Raw genomic sequence first — 26,834 nt, 5'->3', positions numbered from 1 at the left:
TAAACAATAATGAAGGACCGGCAACTATACACCGGTCCCCAGTATGACGCGCACCTCATGGCGTATGCCGTCATCCACAAGGGGGATCCTTCCGTCCGGCAGCTTCTGCCCATCTAGCAGTACGGTTCTGACGCCCTTGCTGACCCCTTGCGGGTTCTCTACGATGATGTGGTATGCGCTGTTCTTGTAATTGTAGCTGATCTCGTATTTGCTCCACGACTGAGGTATACAGGGGTCCACAATCAAGTATTCGCCTTCCAGCTTAAATCCCAGTATGTGTTCAAGTCCTACCCTGTACATCCAGGCCGCCGAACCGGTATACCAGGTCCATCCTCCTCTACCCACATAAAGCTGCGTGGAATATACATCTGCCGCCATTACGTACGGTTCTACCTTGTATCTCGACAGCTCGATCCAGGTGCGCGCATGGTTTATGGGATTGATCAAGTTAAACAACTCAGCGGCCTTATTGCCATCGCCCAGCTTGGCAAAGGCCATAATCACCCACACCGCTGCATGGGTGTACTGCCCGCCGTTTTCCCTCACACCCGGAATATAACCTTTGATGTATCCCGGTTCCAGATGGGTCTTATCAAATGGCGGAGTGAACAGGCGTATAATCCCCTCCTCACGGCGAATCAGATAATTTTCTAAAGCCCTCATGGACTCGCGAACCCGGTTGGGGTTTGCGGCCTCCGAGATAACCGCCCAGGACTGAGATATCGAGTCTATCTGGCACTCGTCATTTTGCTCAGACCCTAGCGGCGTTCCGTCATCAAAGTAAGCCCTTCTGTACCATCCACCGTCCCAGCCGTGTTTTTCAATAGCATTTAGGATACTGCTAGCTATCTCTCTGAAGCTTTTAGCCCGCTCTTCATCCCCTCTGGCTTCACAAATCGGTATAAAGCGCTGCAGCGTGGTGTACAGGAACCATCCCAGCCATACGCTTTCGCCCCTTCCTTTTCTTCCTACATTGTCCATGCTATCGTTCCAGTCCCCCGTACCCATAAGCGGCAGCCCATGCGGACCAAACTTAAGCGCACGTTCTATGGCCCGTATGCAGTGTTCGTAGACAGTAGCCTTGCTCTGTGAGATGCGGGGAACGCTGTAACGCTCCATCTCTTCGGGCGCCAAAGGCTCATCTTCAAGGAAATAGACCTCTTCATCGAGTACACTCCAGTCGCCGGTAATCTTTACGTAGTCGGCTGCCACAAACGGCAGGAACAGCAGATCATCAGACATCCGCGTGCGAATCCCTTTATAAGGCATGTGCCACCAGTGCTGCACATCTCCCTCGACAAACTGATGTGCACTGGCTTCGATGATGTGCTGCCGTACAAGATCCGACAAACTATAAACCAGTGCCAGGGAATCCTGCAGCTGGTCCCTGAATCCATAGGCACCGCTCGCTTGATAAAAGCTGGTCCTGCCCCACATCCTGCAGGAAAGCACCTGGTACACCAACCAACGGTTGAGCAGCAGGTCCATGGATGGGTCTGGCGTGCTGACCTGCACAGTTCCCAAGACCCCATCCCAGAATTTCTTTACGTTTTTAAGCTCCTGGTCCACCTTTTCAACATCCCTGTATAGACTTATTATCTGCCGCACTTCGTCCAGGTTTTCACCCTGTCCCAGTAAACATACAATCTCCTTCTGTTCTCCCGGCTCCAGGGTTATTCTCACCTGCAGCGCACCGCACGGGTCATAGCCCGCACCCACTCGCCCGGAAAGACCGATCCTCTGCAGGGCAGCTGGAGTTTGTATGCTGCCGTTTCTGCCTAAAAATTCGGTCCTGTCGCATGTATAGGAGGATACAGGTAGGTTAGCCGCGATAAATGCTACCCGTTCGGCATACTCTTCGTTGTAAGCGTTTCGTGCCAGCAAGGCACCCGTTTGCTCATCCCACTCGGTTATGATAAACTGGCTAGTACCATGCCGCTGAACGCCCAGCACCCATTCAACATAATACGTAAGGGTAATCCTCTTGCTCCATTTAGAATCGTTTCTTAAAACCACCTTTGAAATCTTCACAGGGTATTCCAAAGGCACGAACATCTCCTGACGCTGCACAAGCCCGTGGCTGGTGTGTTCAAATATCGTATAGCCCTGCCCGTGGCGCACTATATAGGGCTGACTCTCCCGAACAGGGGATGGCGTTATGGTCCAAACCTCACCGGTGTCCTCATCCCTTAAATAGATGACCTCACCGGGCGGATCAATTACCGGGTCATTGGACCAGGGCGTCAACTTGTTCTGCCGGCTATTCTTACACCATGTATACCCGCCTCCCGATTCGGTGACCAGGAAACCAAACCGGCTGTTGGATACAACGTTGCTCCATGGCATAGGGGTGCATTTGCCGTGCTGTAACCTGATGACGTATTCCCGGCCATCGCGGCTGAACCCTCCCAGTTCGTTGAAAAATATAAGTTCTTCATCTTTTTCATCCAATATCTCTTCTTCGTGAACCGGCAGTGCTGTTACAGTTAACGCAGGTGGTAAAGCCTCTTTTGGTTCATAAAACTTGAGCTGTGATGATATGCTGCCACCATCGCCCGATAGCACCAGCCGCGCAACAGCTTTCAACAGGTTTTTATCCTCCTCGGGCATAAAAACCCCCTGTATGATGTACACCCCTCCCGGCTTGTTCTGTAAATCCCTGGCATGGCTTATCATAACCAAATCCTGCAGCCTCTCCTGCACAGGCTGCTCATAGCTGCTGCCATACTCGTTGAGCAGCACCAGATCCACATTTAAGCCTTTGAGGCGCCAGTACTCATGAGCTGTTAAAACCTGCCTGACCAGTTCCATGTGTTCCAGCTTGCTTACCTCAACCACCACGATTGGGATGTCTCCCGAAATACCGTACGCCCACAGGCCCGACTGTCCCTTTCGATTTTTCCTTAAGAGCTCCTCCTTGTTTCTCTGCACAGGGGTAGGATAGAGTATATGAGATGCCATCTTCAGGTACAGGTTGACCTGCCCCGAGGTTATATTGAGGTAGCGCATCTCAACCTGGCTGTGGGTCCACGCCAGCTCAAAGGCGCGGGAGGCAACAGAGCCACTCCTGTACTCCTTTGCAAGTGAAATGGCAGCCTCGCGGCTGTCGGCCACCGCCACCATAAAAGATATCTTTGCAGTCTTGCCAGGCGGAATGGCTATTCTCTGCCTCAAGCTCATGATGGGGTCCACCACCGCCCCCGCTGTATTGGACAATGGGTGTTCCGGCTCCATTACCTGCGGGAAAGACAGGTCTCTTCCCCTGCCAATAAAACGGGCCCTGTCGGTTTCGTATTGCGGTTCGCCTATAGCTTCGCCTTCCAGCGCAAAGGTATGGACCAGCCATACGGACTTGTGATGGGGCTTTCGCGGCCTTCTTCTGGCCAAAAGGGTATTGTACTCAGGTACATACTCGGTTTCAACAAAGAGGTTATTGAATGCGCGGTGCGCCATATCATCGGCCAACGATGACAGCACAGGCTCAAAATAGCTGGTAACTTCCACCACCCGTCCATGTTGGCTATGATTGGTAAGGCTTATTCTCCTTATCTCAGCATTATGCTCAGTGGATACCGCCACCTCTGTAAGGGTTTCGATATTGCCATCCCTTCTTAAGAATACAGCGTGATCCGGTTCAAATACCACACGGTACTCACCAGGCATAACCCTGGTGGGATTATAGGTAGCCGACCAAAACTCGTTTGAGTTCAGGTTTTTTATGTAAAAAAACATGCCGTGCCCTTCCAGGGTAAAATCCTCGCACCAGCGGTTAACCACCATCCCGTGCATCTGGCTGAAACCGCTGCCGCCGGCCGTAATCATTACCGAATACGCGCCATTGGACAGCAGATGCACCTCGGGTATCTCGGTAGTGGGTACAGAAAATCGTCTTCTTGGCCTGATCTCGTGATATTTTACCTTTTCTGTCTCCACATCCAGAGGCTTTTCGCTGCGGTCTTTTATAAATATCTCTTTTTCAGGGATGCGCTCCTGCAGCAACAGTTCGGTAGCGCGAACCATGGGAGAAGCATGGAACCTCTCCTGCATGATGTTGTCGTTTAAGAAGTTATTCAGCGCCAGCAATGCCATACCCTGGTGGTGGGCCATAAAGCTCTTTACCACCATCCTCCTCTTCTTCTGGGGCAGGCGTTCAGGAGTATAGTCAATGGCCTCGTATAACCCGTAAGTGCCATCTGCCCCCTCCGCGATAAGGGCTTCAACGTTTTTGACTGCTGCAACGGGATTTACCGGCAAGGCCAAAAGGGTGGCATAGGGGGCAATGACTATGTCGTTTATGAGCCCGCGTTTAAGCCCTAGCTTGGGTACGCCAAAAGCTTTATACTGATAGTTGAGATGCAAGTCAAAGGCATAAAAAGCGGATTCCGATACCCCCCAGGGTACACGGCGCTGTTCCCCATATTGAATCTGAGCCTCCACCGCCGCTGTATATGTCTCATCCAATAGGGTATAATCATAGTTCCTCATTACCAAAAGCGGCATCATATATTCAAACATGGTACCGCTCCACGACAGCAGCACCTTGTAATCCCCTACCATGGTTAGAGGTCGCCCCAAACGGAACCAGTGCTTCTGCGGCACGTCACCCTTTGCTATGGCCACAAAGCTGGCCTGTCTCGCCTCGGATGCCAGAAGATCATAATAGCTCTTTATGAGCTTGCCCTTTTCCACGTCGTAACCCACGGAGAACAGCTCTAGGTTAGAATCGTACACCACCCGGAAGTTGGTATTGCGGACCAATTGGTCAATTCTACAGCTTAAATCGTTGCAACGCTGTGCAAAATCCTTTACAGCAGCATGTGACTTTGCCAGGGCCAGCTCAAAATCTTTAAACCAGCTCTTGAGCTTTTGAGCTTTTTCATCTGCATGCCCTTTTTCATATAGTGACTGCATGACCTCCGATAGAATATCCAAAACAAGGGGATAGTTATCCAGCAGCCATTCCAGCGAAAATCCATTATTGAGCTGCTCTGCCAGGTGGTTGAACTTTTTGGCAGTCTCAGCATATCCTCTTTGCTCATCCTTCAGCTGTTCAGGCACGCTGCACAGCATTGACACCCATGGCACTAGGCAATCCAGCTCCTGCAAATAAAGGCCGATGTATCTATCAATGCCACCCTTCTCTTGTTTTATGTCATCAAGCAGGGTCCTCCAACCGGTAAGGGTAACGCCGTCACTGATCACTAGCTTGCCAAGCAAGCCATCCCATTTTTGCTCGTAAAGCATCAGCGTATCCCTTAACCCTTCCAGCATCTCTTTGCCTATAAGCGGCCTTTTCAAAAGGTCTTCAATGCCCTGCTTGATGACAATCAGATAACCCACCAGATTGCCGCTATCAACCGACGATATGATGCGGGGTTTAAGCGGCTCCAGCGTGGTGGTGTTATACCAGTTATATAGATGGCCTTCGGCCTTTTCCATCCTCTCAATGGTGGAAATGGTACGATCAAGCCTCTCGATAGCCTCCAGCGTGCCTATATAGCCCAGGTCACGTGCCGCCAGAATAGACATGAGGTACAAACCGATGTTGGTGGGCGAGGTTCTGTGCGCCACGCCAACAGGTGGGTCCTCCTGATAATTGTCGGGCGGCAACCAGTTATCCTCCGGACCAACGAAATCCTCAAAGAACCGCCATATCTTTCTGGCGATCAACCTGAGCTTCAAAATCTGTTCCTGCGACAAATTGGGAACCTGCTTTTGCTTCGGCCGACTTATGCAATAGGCTATCCACGGGGACAAGCCCCACAATATCGACAAGGCCGCAGTTCCAGCCCATAGCACAGGATTGAAAAAGACAATCCATCCGAAGAAGAAAGCCGCAACCGCTGTCCCGGGCCACATCTTCCTCCAAAAGTCGGAAAGCTGCCCCTTAAAGCTTCGCTCGGCATCTGCCGCAGTTACCCATTCCAGCATACTCTTGTGGGTAAAAGCCACCCTTATAATAGTACGCACTATGGCATCCGCCATGAGATAGGCTTGGTGCGCCAGAAATACAAACGACAAGGCAATCTGCCATGTCAGGCTCCTGGCGCCAAACAGCGCATCGGCCAGCTTTGTGGAAGAGCCAGCCCCTCTGCTCCCCGACAAAAAGTTGCCTATTACGTCCATAAGCAGTGGAAAAGCCAGCGTGAGTACCCCAAGGCTTACCCACAACCATACCGGCCCCGGCAGGACCGTCATGCCCAGCATCAGAGCAAGGAATATCGCAGGCGGCAGCAAGCTGCGCCTCATATTATCCAGTATCTTCCATTTCGATATGGCGTTTAGGGGGTTTATCGCGCTGTTCCCTCTTGCGTCTTTTATACGGGAGAACAGCCATGGAATGAGCTGCCAGTCCCCGCGGACCCAGCGATGCAGCCTCATGGCATAAGCTACGTAATGGGATGGATAGCCGTCTATCAATTCTATGTCGGTCACCAATCCGGCCCTCAAATAACAGCCTTCAAGCAAATCATGGCTCAAAATGGTGTTTTCGGGAATGGCCTGGTCCAATACGTTGTAAAAGGCATCCAGGTCGTAGATTCCCTTGCCCGTGAATATTCCCTCGCCAAAGAGATCCTGGTACACATCCGAAACCGCCGTGGTATAGGGGTCAATACCGGTTTGCCCCGAGAATATCAAAGCAAAAAAGGAGCGGCTGGCGCTATCCACAGCCACCCCTATCCTGGGCTGGAGTAGCCCGTGGCCTTCTTCCACCCTAGGTATAAATGGATTCAATCGGGGGCGGTTAAGTGGATGCGCCATGGTGCCCACCAGGCGTTTTGCGGCATCCCTGGGCAGCTGGGTATCAGCATCTAGCGTGATGATATACTTGACGGATTTTAATGCCGAAAGGTCTCCCACCTTTATGTAATAGCTTGTATCGTCTCTACCCTTTAAGAAGCGGTTAAGCTCAATAATAGCGCCTCTTTTGCGCTCCCAGCCCATCCAGGTCTTCTGAGCCGGATTCCACTGCCTGTAACGATGGAAATAGAAAAATATGTCCTTTCTCTCGTCGCTATAGCGGGCATTCAACTCCTCGATAGCTTTTATAGCCGTCTCAACGATCTTTTCATCCTGGGGTTCCGTTTGATTGGGAGAATCTTTAAAATCGCCCACTAGAGCAAAATGAAGGTTTTTCTCGTGGTTGGCAAGGTAAAAGACCTCCATCTGCTCTACCAGTTCCTTGACCCTCTTCTCGCTAGACAACAGGGTAGGGATTATCACCAGGGTGCGGTATTCCGGCGGTATGCCATCCTTAAACTCCAATTTTGGCAGATGGCATGGCGGCAGCATTCGGGTAACAGCCCAGTGAACTATGCCGATCGATAAGCTGAAGATTGGAATGGCAGCCACCAGCATGGCTACCAGTAAATCCCAAAAACCCGTTACGTCGCCATACCTGAATAGAATAAAATAGAACAGCGCAAACAACCCTGCTGTAAGCAACGAGATTGAGCCGAAGTAAAAGCCGTAGGGATGATCGACTACTCCCTGCTTCAGCTTTTTGACAAAGCTTTTCTTGATGTTAAGCCTGGCCTCAAGCTGTTTCCTGCCTTTACCAATAAGGTAGTATCCCACATGCCTGTGCCGCGCCTCAGCATGCGGGTTGTTCCCAAATTCACGGGCACAATCAATGGCAGCATGCGCCACTTCCCACTCGCTGACGCCGGCCTCTTTGGCCAGCTCCTCCACCTGACGGCGGTAAAAATCTCTGGAAGCAAACTCCATCTTCCCATAAACTCCCTCAGGGTCCTGGCGCAACGTCTGCTCTACTATGCTCAATTTCTCAAAAAGCTCTTCCCATTTAATCCCCGCCAAAAAGCGCAGAGTGGTAATGGCATTCCCTATTGATACCTTATATGCTGCCTGTTGCTGGTGCTCCTGCTGTATGATTTCCTCTGCATTGGTACCTTGAAGCGCCAACTTGCCATCTATCCATCTGATGATGGAGGCAGCTTCGCTGCCCTGCTCCCTTAAACGCTTGAGCAACCTTTCTGCATAGGCCGGCACCATGGTGCCGATTTCGCTATCGTGCTCAGAAATAGCCCGCTGTATGTCTTCCTCGGTACCTTCCAGCGCTGCTAACAAGCGCTCAGCCCACTTTTCGGCTTCCCTTTTTAAATTTTGCGATTCCACTATATGTACAGATATATCACGGATTTTCTTTATCAATGCAATGCGTATCATTGTCGGGATTACCCAGAGTTCACGGCTGGTAAGAGGGGTGACCAACTGGTATCCACTTATAAATGCCTTGATCTCCTCATCGTTCAAGCTGGCATCGGTATAGGAAAGCATCTCCTCAACCAGCGCATACACCCTTGGCAATCCCTTAAATTTTCCGGTTTCCAGTAAAGGAAGTTCACAATAATAGTCCTGACTCAAGCTGTGCTTAATATCCTTTATGTGTTCCTCGATCATGTAGAAATTGTCCAGCAGCCATTCGGCTGCAGGAACGATATATCCTTTGTTCTTCACCACTTCGTTTGTGATCTTATAGGCCTTAAGCAATACCTCGATATCCTCATCAATTTTGGGAAATACATTACGGGATAATGTTGCACCTTTTTTGACTTTGTGGCTTTTGGCGATCTCTCTGGCGTGTTGTTTTAGCTCTTCTAAATTTGGCATTCCGATTCCCCTTTGCATGTAAGTATTGCCGGTTTTTTTCTATAAATAATTATTGACGATTTTCTACACCTGAATACATGCAAAGGTTGGAATTGAGAAATATTGCTACATCTCAAACACCGCTTTTAAAGCCTGTCTGGTAGCCATGGCATTCAGAGCCTCGTTGGCCTCCGTCAGCTTAAACCTGTGGGTGATCATCTTTCTGAAGGCCTCAGAATTTTCGAGCACTAGGTTGAGGGCCTGCCAAGTATGCCTGGTATCGCTGACCCATACCCCCTGAATCCTGATGTTCTTCCTCACAACATCATAATAGAAATCAATCTGTTCCAGGCCAGCGGGCTGCGCAAAACCGGTTGAAAGGTAAGTGCCGCCGCTTCTTAAAAGCTTTATGCCCTCTTCCACCACACCTTGAGAGCCCACGGCTTCAACGACAACATCAACTCCCCGTCCACCGGTTATATCCATGATGAACTCCCTTCTCTGCTCTACCGTAGTAGCATGGCGATCAAGGGTAATGGCCCCCATCTCTTTGCATATGTTAAGGCGTGAGGATGAACCGCCTATCACGACAACCTTTGAAGCGCCAAGCTTCCTGGCAAAGGCCACTGCATATATCCCTAGCGGGCCGGGGCCCTGTACCACCACCGTATCGCCCACCGCATGCTCGATCATATCAAACGCGTGGGCAACAGTGGCACCCGAACAGGAAGCCGAAACTACCACTGCGGGATCTACGTCTTGGGTAATCTTGAATATATCGGTATCGCGGTTGAGCACAATATACTCGGAATAGCAACCGTTTAAATATGGCGGTAGGCTGCACGACATATTGATGCCGTACACCTTCCTTTGCCGGCACAGCGATGGCTCCCTCAAGACCTTGCAGGCGAAACACTGGTTACAGCTGATACCTCTGTTCCATAAGATGAAGTCCCCTTCCTTTAACGGAAGGCCATCAACAGTGCGCTTTTCTCCCTTAACTTCGGCGACTATACCTACCCCTTCATGGCCCAGGATAATGGGAAGGGGGGTTCTGGGGTCCTCGCCCTTCCACATGTGCACGTCGGAGCCGCATACGCCAGCAGCTTTGAGCTTAACCAGCACTTGCCCTTCCTCAAGGGCTGGTACGGTAAACTCCTGAAGCTCAAGCGGCTGGTTGAACGCCGTTAAAACCATGGCCTTGCTCTTCATGTACACCATCCCTTTCTTGATTAAAAATATAATTTTATCAATGCTCCCGCACTTTGACCGATTTCCTTATCACCAGATTGGCCTCTACAAGTTCAACTTTTGGCTGCCCAGATTTTTCACCGTTGATCATATCGATAAGCCTGCGTGCCGCCCTGGCTCCCATTTCATACAGCGGCTGAGAAACCGTGGTAAGGGGTGGATCCAGAAAAGCGCTTATATCCAGGTCGTCAAATCCCACCACCGACACATCACCAGGTACGCTCAGGCCGCAGTCCTTGATAGCCCTTATGGCGCCAATCGCCCTGGGGTCGCTTGTGGCAAACACAGCATCGGGCAGTATTCCCTTCTTTAACATGGCCGTAACAGCTCCATAGCCGTTATCATCTCGACCAGCCACATCCAGCACCAGCTCCGGCACAACGGGCAATCCAGCAGCTTGAAGGGCATGCCTGTAACCTTCGAAGCGCTCCTTGTACAGCGTCAAGCTGGTATCGCCGTTTATTATGCATATCCTCCTGTGCCCTGTATTGATCAGGTATTTAACGGCCTCAAAGGATGATTTATAATTATCTATTACCACGGCATCCACCGCTTGGCCCATATGCCGCACTACCAGCACCACGGGAAAACCCTTCTCTTTAAGCTCGAATATGTGTTGGCTTTCTTCCCTGGCCGTGGCAAATATGAAGCCGTCCACCCACCGCTTTTGTAGTTTCTCGACATAGTCCTTCTCGGCTTCAATGTTTTCATCGGTATTGCACAATATGACGGTAAAACCGTGTTCCCTGGCCACGTCCTCCACACCCCGTGCCACCGCAGGAAACACAGGATTGCATATATTAGGGACAATAAGGCCTACGGTGTTGGTCCTGCCCTCTTTCAACCCCTTGGCCAGGATGTTGGGCTTATAGTTAAGGGCGCGTACGGCCTCCATGACCCTTTCCCGCGTCTCTTTATCAACCGGCACTTTCCCGCTCAATGCCCGTGACACGGTGCTGGGCGACACGCCTGCTCTTTTTGCCACATCCTTTATGGTTGCCAAATGCACTTACCTCCCGTTATCATCTGGTCTTACAGGGTCCTGAGCCTCGGCCACAAGCTCATTACCTTTGTATCTTATAACAAAGTACTTCTCATAATCTGGATTGCCGGGCACAGGCCTCAAGTCATCCTCCGATTCGAAGAAGAGATGCGGACCCCTGCTTTCGTGGCGCTGCATAGACGCCATAACCATGGCCTTGGCCACCAGCAAAAGGTTGAGACACTCGTAGTATTCTATAAGGCCAAGGTTCCCGCGCTTCACCTCATACTGCTCCAGTTCCTCCAATCGCTGCCATGCCCTGGAAAGTCCCTCATACGTGCGAACTATCGAGACATAACGTGCCATCAACTTTTGAATCTCCCGTTTGAGTTCAGAGGCATAGATGCTTCTTCCGGCGCCCTCACCTGCCTTGGCAGCACCAGCCGCGCCATTGTACACAAGAATAAGCCCTTCTTTTTGTAGCCCTTCGCACATCTTATCTGTAATCGCCTTTTTCTTCGGCAAAACCGATTTTGCGTAGCGTACCGCCTCTTCGCCGGCGATCTTGCCAAACACCTGACAGTCCAGAAGAGCATTGCCACCAGGCCGGTTGGCACCATGCTGCCCCCCAGCGCACTCCCCGGCAGCAAACAAGCCTCTCACCTCGGTATTACCCTTTTCCCTTATCTTGACGCCGCCCTGGAAATGCTGTGCAGCTGGTACTATCTCTATCATTTCACCTTGTTCAAGGTCAATCCCGTTGTCCTTGAGCCACTGTATAGACGCGGAATTGATCTCCTTAAGGCGCGCCAATGGACTGATTTCCCGCTGATCATCGGACATAGTATTGTTGATCTCTTGTGTATACCGCTGCCGATTTTCGGTTTTCAGCTGGTCAAACTGAAATCCCTGCGGATTTGTGGAGAAGTCAAGATATACACGCCTACCCTTCATTATCTCCTTAAATACGGCGATGTCTATCTGGCTGGAGGCATGCTCACAGGATACAGGCCAGCTGGCGCCCTTCTCAAATACGACGTTGTGTACCTCCATCCATGTGGTGCCCTCGGGGAAATACTTGATCAAAAACTCCTCCCCATGGTCGTTTACAAAACGCGGTACTGCCCTCATGAGGCTTCCTGAACACGCCAGCTTGGTCTTTACAGACGACAAACCGATCTGTATGAACTCCATGTTTACCAGAGATGCACCGGCCCGCAGCGCCAGGGCATACCCGTCACCTGTTGCACCGGGCGGATACACGTTGTATTCAAAAACCTCTCCCCCGCCGCCTGTACCCAGCACAACTGCAGGCGTATCAAAGAGAAGTATCTCGTCCGCCTCGTCAACTCCAATGGCACCTGCTATCTCCCCGTCCTCCACCAGGAGGCTCACTATCATGCTGTTTTCAACAACTTCAAGGTCCAGTTCCCTAGCCCTTCTGACCAGAGCCTCTTCAATATGGATGGCCGTTTTAGGCCCGGTATAACAGGCCCTGGCGTATTTCGAACCATCGGTGACAAATTGGTGGGCCTTGCCGTTCTTCTTTACAAACGGTACGCCGAGGGAGTCCAAATATTCAAAGGCCTCACAGGATTTTTTAGCCAATATAACCGCGAGGTCGTAATCCGAAACCCTGCCGCCCAGCCTGTAAATATCATCTGCGTGATACTTCCATGCATCCTCTCCCCCCGGTTCGGTATGAGGCAGTGTAGCATGGAACGCCATTCTGTCCGAACACGAATTGGCAGTGGTGCCTGTGGTACCCAGCTTGCCTTTTGTAACCAAGATCACCCTGCATTCAGGGGCAAGCTCTCTGGCTGCAATTGCAGCCCTGAGCGCCGCTCCTCCCCCGCCTACAACCAACACATCGCATTTAAAACGCTTCATACACCATCACGCCCTCCTATATATGAATTTTACACATGTTCGGCCAGCCTGTTGCTCTGTATAGGCGGTTTACCTTCCCTTCCAGCTTTGTATATGGGAGCGTAAACCTCAGCATCCCTTATGACACAGCCGGCTTTGCCACCATCCCTCATTATCTCCGAGCACTTCCCGCAGGCAATGCAGCACTTTTTCTCGTCCAATGCCCCCTTCTCGAGGACATCTCTTGCGAAATCGGGATAGGCAAATGCCATTCGCCCAAACCCTGCTATCTTGAACCACCCTTCTTTAATGCCCCCAGCAGCTGCGTAGGGCGATAGATGGCGAAGCCAGCTGAGCCCCGACGACAGCACAACTATATCAGGTACGCTGTCCTGAATCTTCTTTGCAAAGCCGAGCATCCTGGCAACGCCCTCAAGCGGGTGTTCGAGTGGGATATATGGGCCACTGTCATAAGGCCTGTTGACATGGGGGTTATAATAAGGATTGCCGCAGGTTATGTTGACCATCTTGATGCCTTTGTCCCGTAGAATTTTAACAAGCCGTATGGGTTCAGTCAGGTCAGGCTTCCTGTGGTCTTCCTTATCCACTCCCCATCCATAGGGATAAGGTATGGCATCATAGCCATTGAGCCTAAGGGTGACATCGATGGCATCGCCAAGGCGCTGTTTGATCTTGTCGACTATATTTATGAGGAAACGGGTTCGGTTCTCAAAGCTCCCTCCGTAATTGCCTTCTCTGGTAAATGCCGATAAAAGCTCCGAGTTCAAATACCTGTGACAGCTTTTTATATCCACGGCATCAAACCCGATTTCGCTGGCCAGTTCAGCCGCTTCAACAAACCTGTCCTCCAACTCCTTCAGTTGCTCATCCGAAATCACGGGATAGTCATCGGGAAGATTGCCGTCAAGATATGGGTTTCTCGCAGCGATTATGGGAGCGGGTCTACCCTCCGGCTTGCTGTATCGGCCGGAATGTGTAAGCTGGATAACGGTATAAGGGCGATGATCAGGCCCAAAATGCGCTTTTGCAATCTCCATTATAGTATCAAGGAGCCGTGCAAATCCATCCTTGTTTTGGCGGCACAGATACAGCTGCCGCGGATTGGCTCTACCCTCGGGCACAACGGCAGTCGCCTCAATCCATATGAGCCCGGCACCACCGGATGCAAAACGCCGATAACGCCTAAAAGTTAGCTCATCCGGTTCCCCCGCGGCCGTTCCATCGCAGCCCTCCATCGGCTGTATAGCCATGGAATTTGGAATGACCCTGTCACCCAGCCTGACAGGTTGTCGCAGCGCATCGATATCGACGGATACAGGCATATGTATCCCCAGCGCCCTTATCTTGTCAGACAGGTCCTCCACGCTCTTCAATTGAAATCTTTCATGCATTCCCACTATAGTTGACCTCCCTCTTTGCAAAGGTTTGTACAATCGTTTGCATAAAATATATATTCGATATCACATCCTTTATTCCTTCTAAAAATTTTATAAAATAAAAAATTTATTTTATAACGGTCAATTCCCTATCAAAATTACAGAAGGTTATAAGGACGGCTCCAACGAGCAGCAGCGATAAGGCTATCAAATTGATCCTCAGCAGGAAATGCTCCACAAATGTCCTTAGCAGCAATTCTATGGCACGGGGAGGGAATTTAAACAATGCAGGGCTTAATGCCCATTGCGGTATCATTCCATTGCTTAACAATATCCACTTTGTAGCCAGCGATAGTTCCAACATCACTCCCCCAGCTGACGCCATTGAGGCACCTATCCAAATCAATGATTGTTTTATTCCCTTTACAACCGCAACCAAAATCCCGGCCAGGGCCAAAAATATGGCAACGGTCCCCCACGATAGCCATTTAAAAGCCCTTACAAATTGACGAATGACCCAGAAAAACTCCACTGATAAAATATCCTGGAAGCGTACACGTTGGGGTATTGGACCAAACCAGTAATTGATCATCTTATCCCTATTTTCAAGCTGGGCTTGGCTCATGTAATCATCCAAACGATCAAACAATTTGTACAGCGGTATAACGGGTAGCTGATCGCTTTTGCCTTTTAAAAACCTAAACAGATGTCCGCCCAAGAACAATACTTCATCCCTCAGCCAATCTTCCGTCATGGCTTTTTCAAGGTAAGGAAGCGCTTCATGGCCGTTGGGCAGTTCTGTGTTCACTCTATTAAAAAGCCACTGCCTGATTTGGCCGTAAAATTGAGTTTTTTGGAAAACCTCGTCGTAAAATTCCAGGCACAAAAAAGTGATGCTAAACGCAATGCTAAGCCCAATAGCTACCAGGTTGATAGCTAAAATTACAACAAGCATTGCAGCAAACACAGCTTGTACTGTTCTCATACTTCTACCTACCTCATTTTTCTATATTAACTATTTGTTCTCACAGTATCCATATATTAAACCACGTGCATACATTACATATAAATATTCTACCATAAAAGCGCAGCAATTTGACATAAAACTTTTAAAGGCTCTCATTAGTTTAGATGAGAGCCTTTAAAAGTTTACAAATCAAAGTTTACTACGCTCCAAAAAGCAGGCTTGGGCTTAAACTGCCTATCAAAGAGCAACGGATAATTGGTTCGACCCTTAACCGGAAAGTTATTCAGCCACGATCCGCCATCATAATATCCCCAAAAAGTAACACGACCTATAACCTCTTTATAGCGCCTGTATAACCCAAATAGCTCACCATACCGATCAGCCTGCAATTGCAATATATCATCCGGCACGCCACCTCTGTATCTATCTTCCCTGTCATCCCATTTATACACGTCCATATCTAGTTCGCTTATGTTTACCTTTATTCCAAGTGAAGCAAATTTCTTTATAGAATTCTCGACTTCCTGTATGGAAGGATAATAAATGTTTATATGCGACTGCATACCCACAGCATCTATGCGAATACCTTTTTCTTTAAGCCCTTTTACAAGGTTGTATATAGCCTCCCTTTTACCGGGCGTTTCTGTGTTGTAATCATTATAATACAGTTCGGCTTCGGGATCGGCTTCATGGGCAAACTTAAAAGCCCATTCGATATAATCATCTCCTATAATCTTTCTCCACATAGTATCCCGTAAATCATAAGGAGGCGAGTCAGCTATGGCCTCGTTTACCACATCCCAACCATATACCTTACCCCTATAACGCCCAACCACTGTCTTTATATGCTCCTCCATCCTCTCTAAGAGCACTTCTCTGCTTACAAGGTTTCCATTAGCATCCCTGAATACCCAGTCGGGCGTCTGCTGATGCCAAATAAGGGTATGCCCGACCACCCTCATACCGTTTTGCTGTGCAAACTCCACAATCCTATCTGCGTGTTCGAAATTATATACGCCGTCCTCAGGATGTATAGGCTGGAATTTCATCGCATTCTCGGGTGTAAGCGTATTAAAATGTTTAGCTATAAGCTCTTTATCAGGACTTTTTAATATTGCGTCAGCACTTACAGCTGCGCCTATAGGAAAATAATCTCTATAGACTTCCTTTAAAGATGGTATATCTTGTATCATATTCTGGCCCTCCTCTTCACCTATTGTCTGATCCTGATCATCATTTTTGTCAGCTCCACTGCCACAGCCTGTGAGCATCAGAACTAAAGCTATGGAGATGGCAATAATATGCTTTATCATATTCAACACCTTCGTGCTTATTTATCAAAATAAGCGGCTACAAAGACAGCTGGAGAATTCCAATATATAGCAATTTCATTGGTAGAATAGCTGCCTGCATCATCAATAAAAGCTTTTGCTGGCGGTGTACCAACCGGTATTTTCTCTTGCGCCGTAGGATCTTGCCTCCTACTGTTGGGGCCACCCGACAGCATACCGGGTACCGGTTGCTCTATACCATCGGCTGCCGAGGGCCTGTGATGGGGGTGCATTATGGGATTGGACCCGAAACCAGTCACATAGCATTGGTTCAAAGCATTACGCCCCAATATATAGTGGAATTGGTCACGGGCTGCATTTATATACTCAGCATTTGCAGCTATAGCATTGGCTAATATAAGATGCATAGCCCTGTTCATAACCTCTCCATTGCTTCCCCAGTAATACTCATCAGGTCTTAATACCACTTTATATCCGTCATTTGACCATATATCCACCAATCTATCGGCTTCTTTTATAAATTGAGACCTTAAATAATCATAAACAGTACTGTCTACTTTATCTTGACTCATCATAAGATAAGAAACGGTACCGTAACCACCAACAGTAGCCCAGCCAAAACTGGCTTTTGAAAACGATGGATCATTATATGACGATTTTATATAATCATGATATTTTTGTTCACCAGTGGCACAGTACAGCTCTACTGCTGCCCAAAACCTTTCATCGCGGTCATTGGAATCGCCATATTCTCCGGAATTTACTCCCGGCGGGTTTTTAAATCCCGGCACATCCGGATTAACCTCGAGCCACTGCCATGCGTTTTGCGCAGCTTTTAGCATTTTTTCCGCAAATTCCTTATCTATTGATTTATAAACCCTGTATCCCATAGCCATTGCAGCAGCAAAATCGGCAGTGGCCGTAGCTGAAATATGGTTTATATATCTTCTATCTTTATCAACCTCAGGCATTATAAAGCCAGGAAAGTTCAATGTGGCTATTTTATGGTAGACTCCATAGCTTTTGGGGTCCTGCATCTTTAGCATCCATTCGAGCTCATACCTGATTTCATTAAGTATATCCGGTACACCGTTACCGCTTTCGGGAATATTTATCTGCTCTTTAAATGCTTCTGGGGAAAGCTGGTATGCCAGCATAAGGTCGGCAACGGCTTTGGCTGCCGGTACAACATATTTACCATAATCACCAGCATCATGCCATCCCCCTGTGGTATCAATATGTTGATTTTGGTCGCCGTATATGTATCCGTCTTCAGCGTGGCACTTATCATGCTGCCATACGCCAGCATACTTATCTTCCAACGCCATACCACACCGCTGATAATAAAAGGCTTTAAGCAAAGCATTTTTGATATCCTTATATGGCTTTTCGGCTATTGTAAATTCCGGCGACTTGAAGCCTTTACCCACTGAGATATAGTATATACCAGGTTGCCTAAGCCCTGAAAAATCACCATAGCAAACCGTATCCCCCGAAGATGCATCTCTTTTCAGACCAGTAGCTTGGCCGGTAAATACCGTCTTACCGCTGGCTTTGTCTATGACATCAAAGCTATCAACCTCTACTACAAATACGGCCATTTTGGGATCATCTATACCATAACCTATTTGATTCACCAATATCATCTCAGCCTCACTCTCCTTACCGTCACCAGCTTCACTTTCCTTATCATCGCCAACCTCGTTTGCAATTCCTTCTGTGGGCAATTTGGCTTCATCTCCCTTATCACATGCCGTCAGCGTAAGAGCAACCGACACAGCCACAGCGATAAAAAAGCTAAGCAGTTTTTTCTTGCTGTACGCTCCAAACTCACCCCTAAAGAGCTGCCTTCCACGTTTCTTTGCCCAGTTAACCGCTCTATCAAGCTCATCTTCTATAAACTGCTTCTGCTCGTTAAAACCCTCCCATTTTTTACCGACAGGTGGCGATGGATTCACCCACCCTGCTCCTTGGTGGGTAAACCAAAATGGGGTGTAATAGTGAAATGTAGCGATGATATTTCTATCCTCTTTTATAGTAACGCCCCATTCACCTTCAATAGATGCTTCGAGGGCGGCACCTATATTTATACCACGTTTCACGGCGAATACACCCCTTTTCCCTTACTTTTACTACAAGTTGTCATAAAAATCAATACAAAATGTTTAACTTTTAAAGAGGTCTTCTGCCCACACGAGCAGAAGACCTCTTTAGCTCATTCTGCTGACTCTTCGGTTTTTATGAGCTCCTCAGGTTTCTTCTTAAGAGCGTTGTCCAACAATGTCTGGGCCTGCTGTGCCACCTCGCTTATAGCCACTTGAGGCGTTTTGCTGCCGTTTTGTATCTCTGCCATAAATGTATAGGACATCTGCAAAACATCATCAAATGAAGCAAACCAATCTACCTTGCTGAGTCCTTTATTTATCAACATCTCTATAACTTCTACTGACTTAGTATCGTACAATCTCTCAATATAATAATCCTTCCACTCTTCTGGATCTTCATCCGGATAGGGCTCTGTCATTTCATTCTGGAATATGGCCACTTGTTCAGGATTTTTGACCGTTGACGGTATAACATCGATGGTAAAACCTGAATACTGCGACACATAGTCAGTAGCCTTGGGACCTTTGGGAAATAACACAATACCATACTCATCTTTCATGCTATTCTTTATATCATCCACCATCCACCACTGAGTATACAGCATGGCTACGTTGCCGTTGGCAAAGCTCTGCCTCGGATAATCCCAGGGTGCTCCTTCAGGATTTACTTCTACCACCTTGTGTTTCTGTACAAAATCTTGCCATGCTTGCAGTGCCTCCAAAGCGTTAGGCGAATCCAGAACAAATTTTGGATGATATGGATCGGATACATCGACAAATTCAGCATTATTTGAGAATACAAAGGCAGCTCCCAGGTCTATACCAGACAGACCCCATTGGTCAATCTTGCCATCACCATCTTTATCCTTAGTGGCTTTTTTAGCGATCTCCAGCATCTTTTCCCAGGTCCATTCACCGTTGAAGAATAATTCGTACAGGTCGGGCAACCCTTCTCTCTCAAACAGCGATTTATTCCAAAACAGCACGCTTCTCGGATATGTCTTACCTATAGCATAACCATATATTTTACCATCAAAGGTACACCACTTCAGAAAATCTTGGTTCCATTTAGGCTCTGTGAAATCAAATATACCTTGTTTAGCAAAGTCATTGAGATCACAAAGATATCCATTGGCTACTGCAGTGGGATAAAACCATCTGCTATCCAGCGTGACCAATTCACCTATAGAATCACCCGCCATTGCGGCTGTTATAAACTGCTGCAGATACTGATCCCATGGTATATTGACATACTCTACTTTGCAGTTGTACTTCTTCTCAAGTTCCGTTCTCCTGGCTATTTGCCTGTCAGCTGCTGCCGAGGAACCAGGTTGCGGTTCAAGATTCCACCATGCGGTGTACCTTATGGTCCTGCCGCCAAAATCCAGTGGAGGTGCTTCGTCATCAGCTTCTTCACCATCGGCTTTTTCACCTTCAGTTTCTTCACCATCAGATTTCTCGCCTTCAGCAGGCTGCTCTTTTTGATCACCTGTATTGTCTGCAGCCGGCTGATTCCCACCGCCACAACCTGCCATAACAGCCAAGAGTAACATTATAATGCTTAGCAATAAGGCAATTTTCTTTAACATTTTTACGCTCCCCCTTAAACTATTAGTATTTATATACAACAGCGGCAAAATTTAAGATAAAAACTGTATCACATACCCATATCACCCCCCATCAAACAGCAAAACCGATGCTATGGGGATCACATACCTGTCAACCCTGAACGCTCTATGCTCTCGACAAAGTAACGTTGAGCAAAGATGTATATTACAGCAAGCGGTATTACAACCAGTATGCTACCGGTATTATTGAGCATAGATGCATAAGCAGGGCTAAGATACACCATCATACCTAATTGCTCTGCAGAATAGCTCTTGGATACATTTGGTACCAACGAGCTGAGTGCGGTCGGCAAAACCCACAGTTTCTGCAAAAACAGTGATGAATAAAAAGTATCGGTCCACTGCCACACAAAAGAAAACAAGAACACAGTAACCATCATAGGTATGGCACCCGGGAGCATGATCCGATAAAATGTCTTAAACGGTCCCGCGCCATCTATATATGCGGCCTCTTCTAGATCTTTAGGTGCCCCTCTGAAATGTTGGCGCATTATGTATATATACAGCCCATTTTTTAAACCCATGCCAGTAGCTGACATAAAAACGAACGGCCAGTATGTACTTAACAAGTTCAAAGTTTCGCCTCTCAGCGCAGAAATGATGCCAAATACATCGAAAAACCTAAAACGCAAAAATAGCGGTATCATTATGGTTTGTGGCGGCACCACCAGTATAGCTATAACCAAACCAAATAACAAATTCTTCAATGGAAAATTAAATCTCGCAAAACCATAGCCTATGAGCGTACACGATATCAATTGCGTGATGCTGGTCAACAACGACAGTTTCAGTGAATTCATGAAGGCTTCTGGATATCTCATATATTCCCAGACCGTCTCATAATTCTTTAACGTAAAATGTTTGGGCACATAGCGTACCGTCATATCGTACAGGTCCATCTCGTCCATTATAGAGACTGAAAACTTTACTATAAGCGGATAAAGTATAACGAAGCATATCCCCATCACTAATATAGTTCTAACCACCGACCACGATAACTGCCGTAATCTGTATAGAGGAAAATAGCTGTATCTGGCTTTTCCTCTTGTTACAGCAGGCTGCCGTTCCATCGCCACAGAACTCATACTGTACAACCTCCTAATCATTATTCTTGATAGAATACCCGCTTGGATATGATGCCTACGGCTACGCCCAGAATAAGCATTACGGTCACAAAATACACCCATGCAATAGCTGAACTGTAACCATATGATGATTCTTTAAAAGCCGCATCCATGATCATTTGCATCACCTGGTTAGTAGGCCTGGTAAAAGAATCTATAATGGAATAAACTACATTCACCAGTATAAGCGGGCTGATCATCGGGAAGGTGATCTTCCAGAATTTTTCCCATCCCGTAGCTCCTTCTACTATTGCCGCTTCATATAACGAGGGCGATATTGTCTGTAGGCCAGCCAAAAATACCAGTATCTGAACGCCTGAAGCTGTGATCACTTCATATATATTATCTATGGCACCCGTTATATAACCGATAAATCGTGGGTCCATTCGTGATTGCATAAGCAGCCGTCTCAACTCCAATGCCTGCACTACGGAAGCGACCGCCCCCGTTGTGGCTTCCTCTTCAAAACTGCTCCTGGCCATGCTAATTAACATATCACTGTTCTCTATGGCTATTATAACGCCCGATGTCAGAATAACTGGCAGGAAAAATATCGCTCTGGCAAGTGCTCTACCCTTAAATTCCTGATTGAGCAAAGTAGCGGCAAAGAAGCTAAATATAACTATGAGAGGGACATCGGTTATCATTTGGGTTACTGCTTCCACCACTACCCTTCTGAAATTTGGATCCACCAGAAACGCTCTCCTATAATTACCCAATCCCACATAATTGAGTTTATAGCCAGTCGTCGTTACCTCCAGATCATTAAAGCTGAATATAATGGACTGCACCAACGGATACACAAAGAACACTGCTAGGCCTATCAGAAATGGCGATATAAATATATAGCCGGTTATGGCTTTCTTACCTTCTAAAGTAAGGCGACGTTTTGGTTTAACCTTCATCATTTATTGCCTCCCTCAAGTATTTTATAACTCCCAGCTTCTATAGTAATGCCGTCTATAGATACAGGCGCCTTGCTGTAATTTACGATAACGCTTTTTCCGCCCTCAAAAGTAACCTTATACACATCCTCGCCAAGCTTTTCATGATCAACAATTGCTTTATCTTGTACATCAGCAAAAGCCGCATTCATACGTTGATATAGTTCCAAAGCCTTGCTTAGCCATGCTTCATAATTCACAGAGTACAGATAATTATAATCCGAATCCTTTACAAGAGAATTTTTGCTGTATATCCATGTAAAATAAATGCCAGCAGCCGTTTCTGCCGTTTTTAAAATGGCCCTATTATAGTCACTGGCTAGGTTTATAGGCTCTCCAGCATAGGCAACATAACCATGAACTACTATTTGATAAAACGGTATGCTCTCATCTTCAATGTTGTATCCACTTGAATCCATTGGCATATTTAATATATGGCTGGTATATGGCAAGGCATAATCGTTTATACCATTAGCCATTATGCTTATCCCTTTTTCATTAAACCTTGCCATCTGCTCCACCATAGCAGCCTTGGCCTGCTCTCTATCTACAAACCTTTTTTCATAGAAATTGGAATTGAGGTCGCTACCCATTGTTCTCAATGATACGCCTTTTATATTTAATTCATCGTATTCATGTAGAAAAGACGAAATTATAGGACTTATACTCCTCGGATCAACTATATAGTAAGGCTCTTTAGTATTGTCATATATATTGGTAGCCGGATCAAAATCATAAATAAGGGCTACCTCCCTGTCTAGAAACCGGACTGCATCAGAACGCACGCTAAACCCATCAAAAATTTTATCCTTATAAACATACTCAAAACTCACATCCGGATAAAGCTCCAACCCGTTGTGGTAAACAAAGTTTATAAGCTTTTTGAAGCCTTTTTTGCCGCCAAGCTGTGATTGCAGATGTATATCACTGGGCAAAGAATGCCTTATACCGCCATTGAACCAACCGGTATATTTCAATTTTATATTTGAAATACCCGCAGCTATAATTTTATTTGCTATCTCAATGGCTTGTTCATACGTCGTAAGTGGAACAATACCCCTTACAGGTACTCCAACTACCGGTTTTATTTTGTCAATGGCTCCCACCAGTTCAAGATAAAAGGGAATTCCATCTTCATTTTTTATCTTCTTAAGTTGGCCACGCTCTATCAAATATTTCCTGTAGCTTTTAGCCATGCCTACATAATCGGCATCATCTCCAGACAAAAAGCTGTACCTTATTTTAAAAGTGCCTTCGTACATCCTGGGTTGATATGCCATCACGACATTGTTTCCCGCCATGGCCGTCAAGTCTATTGTATCGTTAGCAAGCGTTGTGAATTCCACACAAACCGTATTGTATGAATTTATCCTGCCACTCACATCGGCTATGATACTGGCAAATGCACTGCCTTCTTCAATAATGCCGAATAAAGCATTGCTGCCTTTTTTTATGCCGAATACCGGTAAATATACCTGTTCACTCCTTTCAAATATCTCTTCCTGTTTTATAGCACGGTCCTGCCCGTATAAATACCCTATATACGGCCGGCTGGCACTTTTACCGTTGTTCATGTTTATAAGCGCTCCCGAACCGTCAGGTACCAGCATATAGCCGTTCTCCTCTTTATTGCCTGCTCCAAAGAATTCCAATACTCTTATCTGTGTAAGCGGATAGGAAGGATCGTATATGACCTCTTTGGTATCTATGGACACGACGAGGTTTTTACCATCAAGCTTATATTCAAGCGGTACAATAAATACATCTTTATCGGCTTCCCTGGGAGGTACATTATTTTCCACGTGATCCCTATTTAAATCATCAATGGTGTAACCCGTTGCCCTGAATATTTCATCCAATTGTTGCATTACCAGGTCATTGAGGTTTGGCCTCAATTCATAAATATCGTGTTCCTGCAGCATAGGATATTTGTTTAACAAGTCTTGCTTTTCACCCGGGTCATTTATTTCCTCTAGCGATATAAGCCTGTACCTTCTCTCAAGCACGCTCTTATCTGATTCCTTAGCCACTTTATCCAATATCTGTTCAAATCTTTCAGCACTTATTGCCTGGGGAACAAGTAACAGCTTTTGAACCTTACCTATGGTATAAGTTATCTTTACACCATTATTGATCTTTAAGACCTCAAACTGATTATGAACTATACTATCATTAAAATTGTCCATCTGCTGCCTTTGGGCGGTGGGCGTATAATAGGTTATACTTATTTGAGAGCTTAGCTTGCCTTTATTAACGCCTGTGGCAATAGCATCTTGTTCTCTGTCAGGGGGATTGGTATACCATATATACCCTGAGCTTTTATCTTTTATAGCCACTTCAGTGGTCTCCGGATTAAAATACATGGCCAAAAACTGGTTTTCCGCAATAAGCTCCATACCCAAAGATATTGGATTTTGCTGCTTTCCTGTATCACCCGCATGTTCTTCCACCGCGGGCATATCCGGTGCCGTATAAGCCACATCAGCAAACAAAATTACAAATAGGATAACAAGCAGCATCGCCATACATTTCTTCATATAACCCACCTCCCTTTAAAGCCTAAATGCTATCTCCCTATATATCGTGTATACAAAAGTGATAATCTGCTGAAGTAGATCAAATACCAATAAACCTATAAATGTGATAAGTCCCATGCCTACAATGGTAAGTACCGACGTGCCTATGGTTTTTCTCATGGTATACTGGTGCGTGATCATAGTGCCCAGCACAATCAGCAAGCCGCACCAGAATACGGCCAGCTGTGCAAAAAACGTATAAAATGCACCCTCTTCAGCCGTTATGATATGGCTAAACGGTATAAGCAACAAATTTATTAAGATAAGAGGCACAGTGGCATAAGCAGTAGTTATGATAATATCTGTAAAACTACCCTCACCATCCATCAAAGTGGTAAGGCACCAGTTGGCTATGCACCATAAACCGTATGGTATCATGACGCTGGATATTTCGATAAACAAATTTAATCTCTTGGGATCGTTGGTATTAAATATAAAACCGGTAAGTTGTCTTCTTAAAACGAAAGTCACTACAAGCAATACAATTATTATACAGGCAGCCGGCAAGCTGCCCCTCTTCTCATGCTTTAGATCCCAGAAACCATCAAATGGATGGAATATCACATAAAATGCATAGCCAAGGCTATCCAGCAGCTTGTTGTCCCTTTTAAATATCTTATCTCTGTATTTCGATATAAGCCATACAGCTGCTGTTGCAAGTACTATACTGCCGACTATCCAGCCAAAATTCTGCTCTACCGTCTTCTTTCTATAGTGTTGAAAAGCCTTGGAATATAGATCGCGTTTATTGCCCAATCGAAAACATTCCATGGCTTCAGCAAAGCGATCCTGCCTGAGCAGCGATTTACCCAGCCCTATGTAGGCCAGCTCGTAGTTGGAATTATAACGCAAGACTTGCCTCCATCTATCAGACGCCTCTTCATACTTGCCTGTATGATGCAAATACAAAGCCTCGTTTATAAGAGAACCATATTCCGTTATAGAAAACACCGTTATGTTATTCAGCTTAGAATCCAGCACCAGTATCTTATTCCCTAATCTCTCTATAGCGGCGGGGCTTTTGAATGTACCCACCTGCTCTCCTATGCCGCCGAAAACATATAGAAGATTCCCATCGTTATCATATGTAAATATACGTCCTCTTTTCCTATCCAACACGCTGTATATGCCAGTAGTGCTATCCACGACCACATCCACCAGCATGGATGCGCCTCTCACAGATCCTATATACGGAAACCTTATGTCGCCAACCGGCGGGAAAAAGCCACGCCTTCTTAAAACATCGGTACCGGTCAGATTTAAGCGTCTTACAGGCGCTACCCTGTCATCAGCGCTACGGAAGTTAATAGCATTTTGTATATCTGAATCGCTTAAAGCGCTGGTAGTAACATACAGAAAGCCTTCATCATCTATATAGATGTTATTGTATTCTGTAGGAACAAAAAGCACCATACCTGCGCGCTGCTCCCTAGTTGATATCATCTTCCATATGTAATCTGCTATATTAGGTATTACCCTGCTGGCCCCCATATATCCCTGAAAGCTTCCATCAGCATTTAATTCTATTATGCCCTGATTTACATTCTGGGCTATAACGTATATCCTCTTGGCCTCATCCAATACAAGTTTCATAGGCTTATACACAAAATCAGCAGGTATTATGTCGGCCTCAGGCGGGCCTATTTCCCTTATGAATTCACCTGATGGCCCCAACTCGACAATCCGGCCGTTGTCGGTATCAGCAACATATATGTGCCCATCCTTGGTAACATACAACCCCTGTGGATTTTTGAAAGTATCGCTTTTCCCATTATTCTCAAATGATTTGATTTCAGCCAACACATTCCAATTTTTATCAGTAACTATTATTCTATTGTTACCCGAGTCAGCTATATAAACCCTTCCATCCCGGCTTACGAAAAGATCGCTAGGTGTATTTAAGTCCCCTATGCCCAGTGTAGACCCATCTATAATATTCTCAGGCAGGTAAGCATGAGGTGCATATACCACATTACCCCAATAATCATATGTATAGCTTTCATATGCTGGAGCTGCAGAGGCAAATTCAGGGGGAAAAATTAATAGACATAACAATACAGCCAATAAACAATGCATTTTTACCCTCATA

At 46.6% G+C, this 26,834-nt stretch carries 13 protein-coding genes; all 13 read right to left on the bottom strand.

Annotated elements, in window-relative coordinates:
- Window positions 1–24: 24 nt before the first annotated feature.
- A complete protein-coding gene (locus tag KVG29_RS07460; RefSeq protein WP_252227614.1) occupies window positions 25–8,631 on the bottom strand; it encodes a glycoside hydrolase family 94 protein in 8,607 nt (2,868 codons plus the stop codon).
- A gap of 105 nt (window positions 8,632–8,736) precedes the next feature.
- The gene (locus KVG29_RS07455; RefSeq protein WP_252227613.1) at window positions 8,737–9,822 is read right to left on the bottom strand and encodes a zinc-binding dehydrogenase; all 1,086 of its coding nucleotides are present in this window, start codon (window positions 9,820–9,822) and stop codon (window positions 8,737–8,739) included.
- A 37-nt stretch (window positions 9,823–9,859) separates the two neighbouring features.
- A complete protein-coding gene (locus tag KVG29_RS07450; RefSeq protein ID WP_252227612.1) occupies window positions 9,860–10,864 on the bottom strand; it encodes a LacI family DNA-binding transcriptional regulator in 1,005 nt (334 codons plus the stop codon).
- A gap of 6 nt (window positions 10,865–10,870) precedes the next feature.
- Window positions 10,871–12,733 (bottom strand): FAD-binding protein, encoded by a 1,863-nt coding sequence (locus tag KVG29_RS07445; protein WP_252227611.1) that lies wholly within the window; start codon window positions 12,731–12,733, stop codon window positions 10,871–10,873.
- A gap of 29 nt (window positions 12,734–12,762) precedes the next feature.
- The gene (locus tag KVG29_RS07440; RefSeq protein WP_252227641.1) at window positions 12,763–14,124 is read right to left on the bottom strand and encodes an oxidoreductase; all 1,362 of its coding nucleotides are present in this window, start codon (window positions 14,122–14,124) and stop codon (window positions 12,763–12,765) included.
- Window positions 14,125–14,236: 112 nt separating this feature from the next.
- Window positions 14,237–15,094 (bottom strand): hypothetical protein, encoded by an 858-nt coding sequence (locus tag KVG29_RS07435; protein ID WP_252227610.1) that lies wholly within the window; start codon window positions 15,092–15,094, stop codon window positions 14,237–14,239.
- A gap of 164 nt (window positions 15,095–15,258) precedes the next feature.
- Window positions 15,259–16,389, bottom strand: a complete 1,131-nt coding sequence (locus KVG29_RS07430; RefSeq protein ID WP_252227609.1) for an endo-1,4-beta-xylanase — start codon at window positions 16,387–16,389, stop codon at window positions 15,259–15,261.
- A 17-nt stretch (window positions 16,390–16,406) separates the two neighbouring features.
- Complete coding sequence (locus tag KVG29_RS07425) at window positions 16,407–18,470, bottom strand: glycoside hydrolase family 9 protein (RefSeq protein WP_252227608.1); 2,064 nt, start codon at window positions 18,468–18,470, stop codon at window positions 16,407–16,409.
- 113 nt (window positions 18,471–18,583) lie between these two features.
- Complete coding sequence (locus tag KVG29_RS07420) at window positions 18,584–20,062, bottom strand: ABC transporter substrate-binding protein (RefSeq protein WP_252227607.1); 1,479 nt, start codon at window positions 20,060–20,062, stop codon at window positions 18,584–18,586.
- Window positions 20,063–20,181: 119 nt separating this feature from the next.
- Window positions 20,182–21,186: a carbohydrate ABC transporter permease gene (locus KVG29_RS07415; protein ID WP_252227606.1), complete on the bottom strand. Its 1,005-nt coding sequence runs from the start codon at window positions 21,184–21,186 to the stop codon at window positions 20,182–20,184.
- Between the two features lie 20 nt (window positions 21,187–21,206).
- Entirely contained in the window at window positions 21,207–22,130 is a 924-nt protein-coding gene (locus tag KVG29_RS07410; protein ID WP_252227605.1) for a carbohydrate ABC transporter permease, read from the bottom strand.
- Window positions 22,130–24,706, bottom strand: a complete 2,577-nt coding sequence (locus KVG29_RS07405) for a DUF5696 domain-containing protein (RefSeq protein WP_252227604.1) — start codon at window positions 24,704–24,706, stop codon at window positions 22,130–22,132. Before KVG29_RS07405 ends, KVG29_RS07410 begins: the two co-directional genes overlap by 1 nt.
- Window positions 24,707–24,721: 15 nt before the next feature.
- A complete protein-coding gene (locus tag KVG29_RS07400; protein WP_252227603.1) occupies window positions 24,722–26,833 on the bottom strand; it encodes a YIP1 family protein in 2,112 nt (703 codons plus the stop codon).
- Window position 26,834 lies beyond the last annotated feature (1 nt).

Origin of the sequence: Caldicoprobacter algeriensis (assembly GCF_023838525.1) — a bacterium.
In the GTDB taxonomy this organism is placed as follows: domain Bacteria; phylum Bacillota; class Clostridia; order Caldicoprobacterales; family Caldicoprobacteraceae; genus Caldicoprobacter; species Caldicoprobacter algeriensis.
Note: the sequence above shows the minus strand (reverse complement) of the source record. Positions and strands in the feature narration are given on the sequence as shown.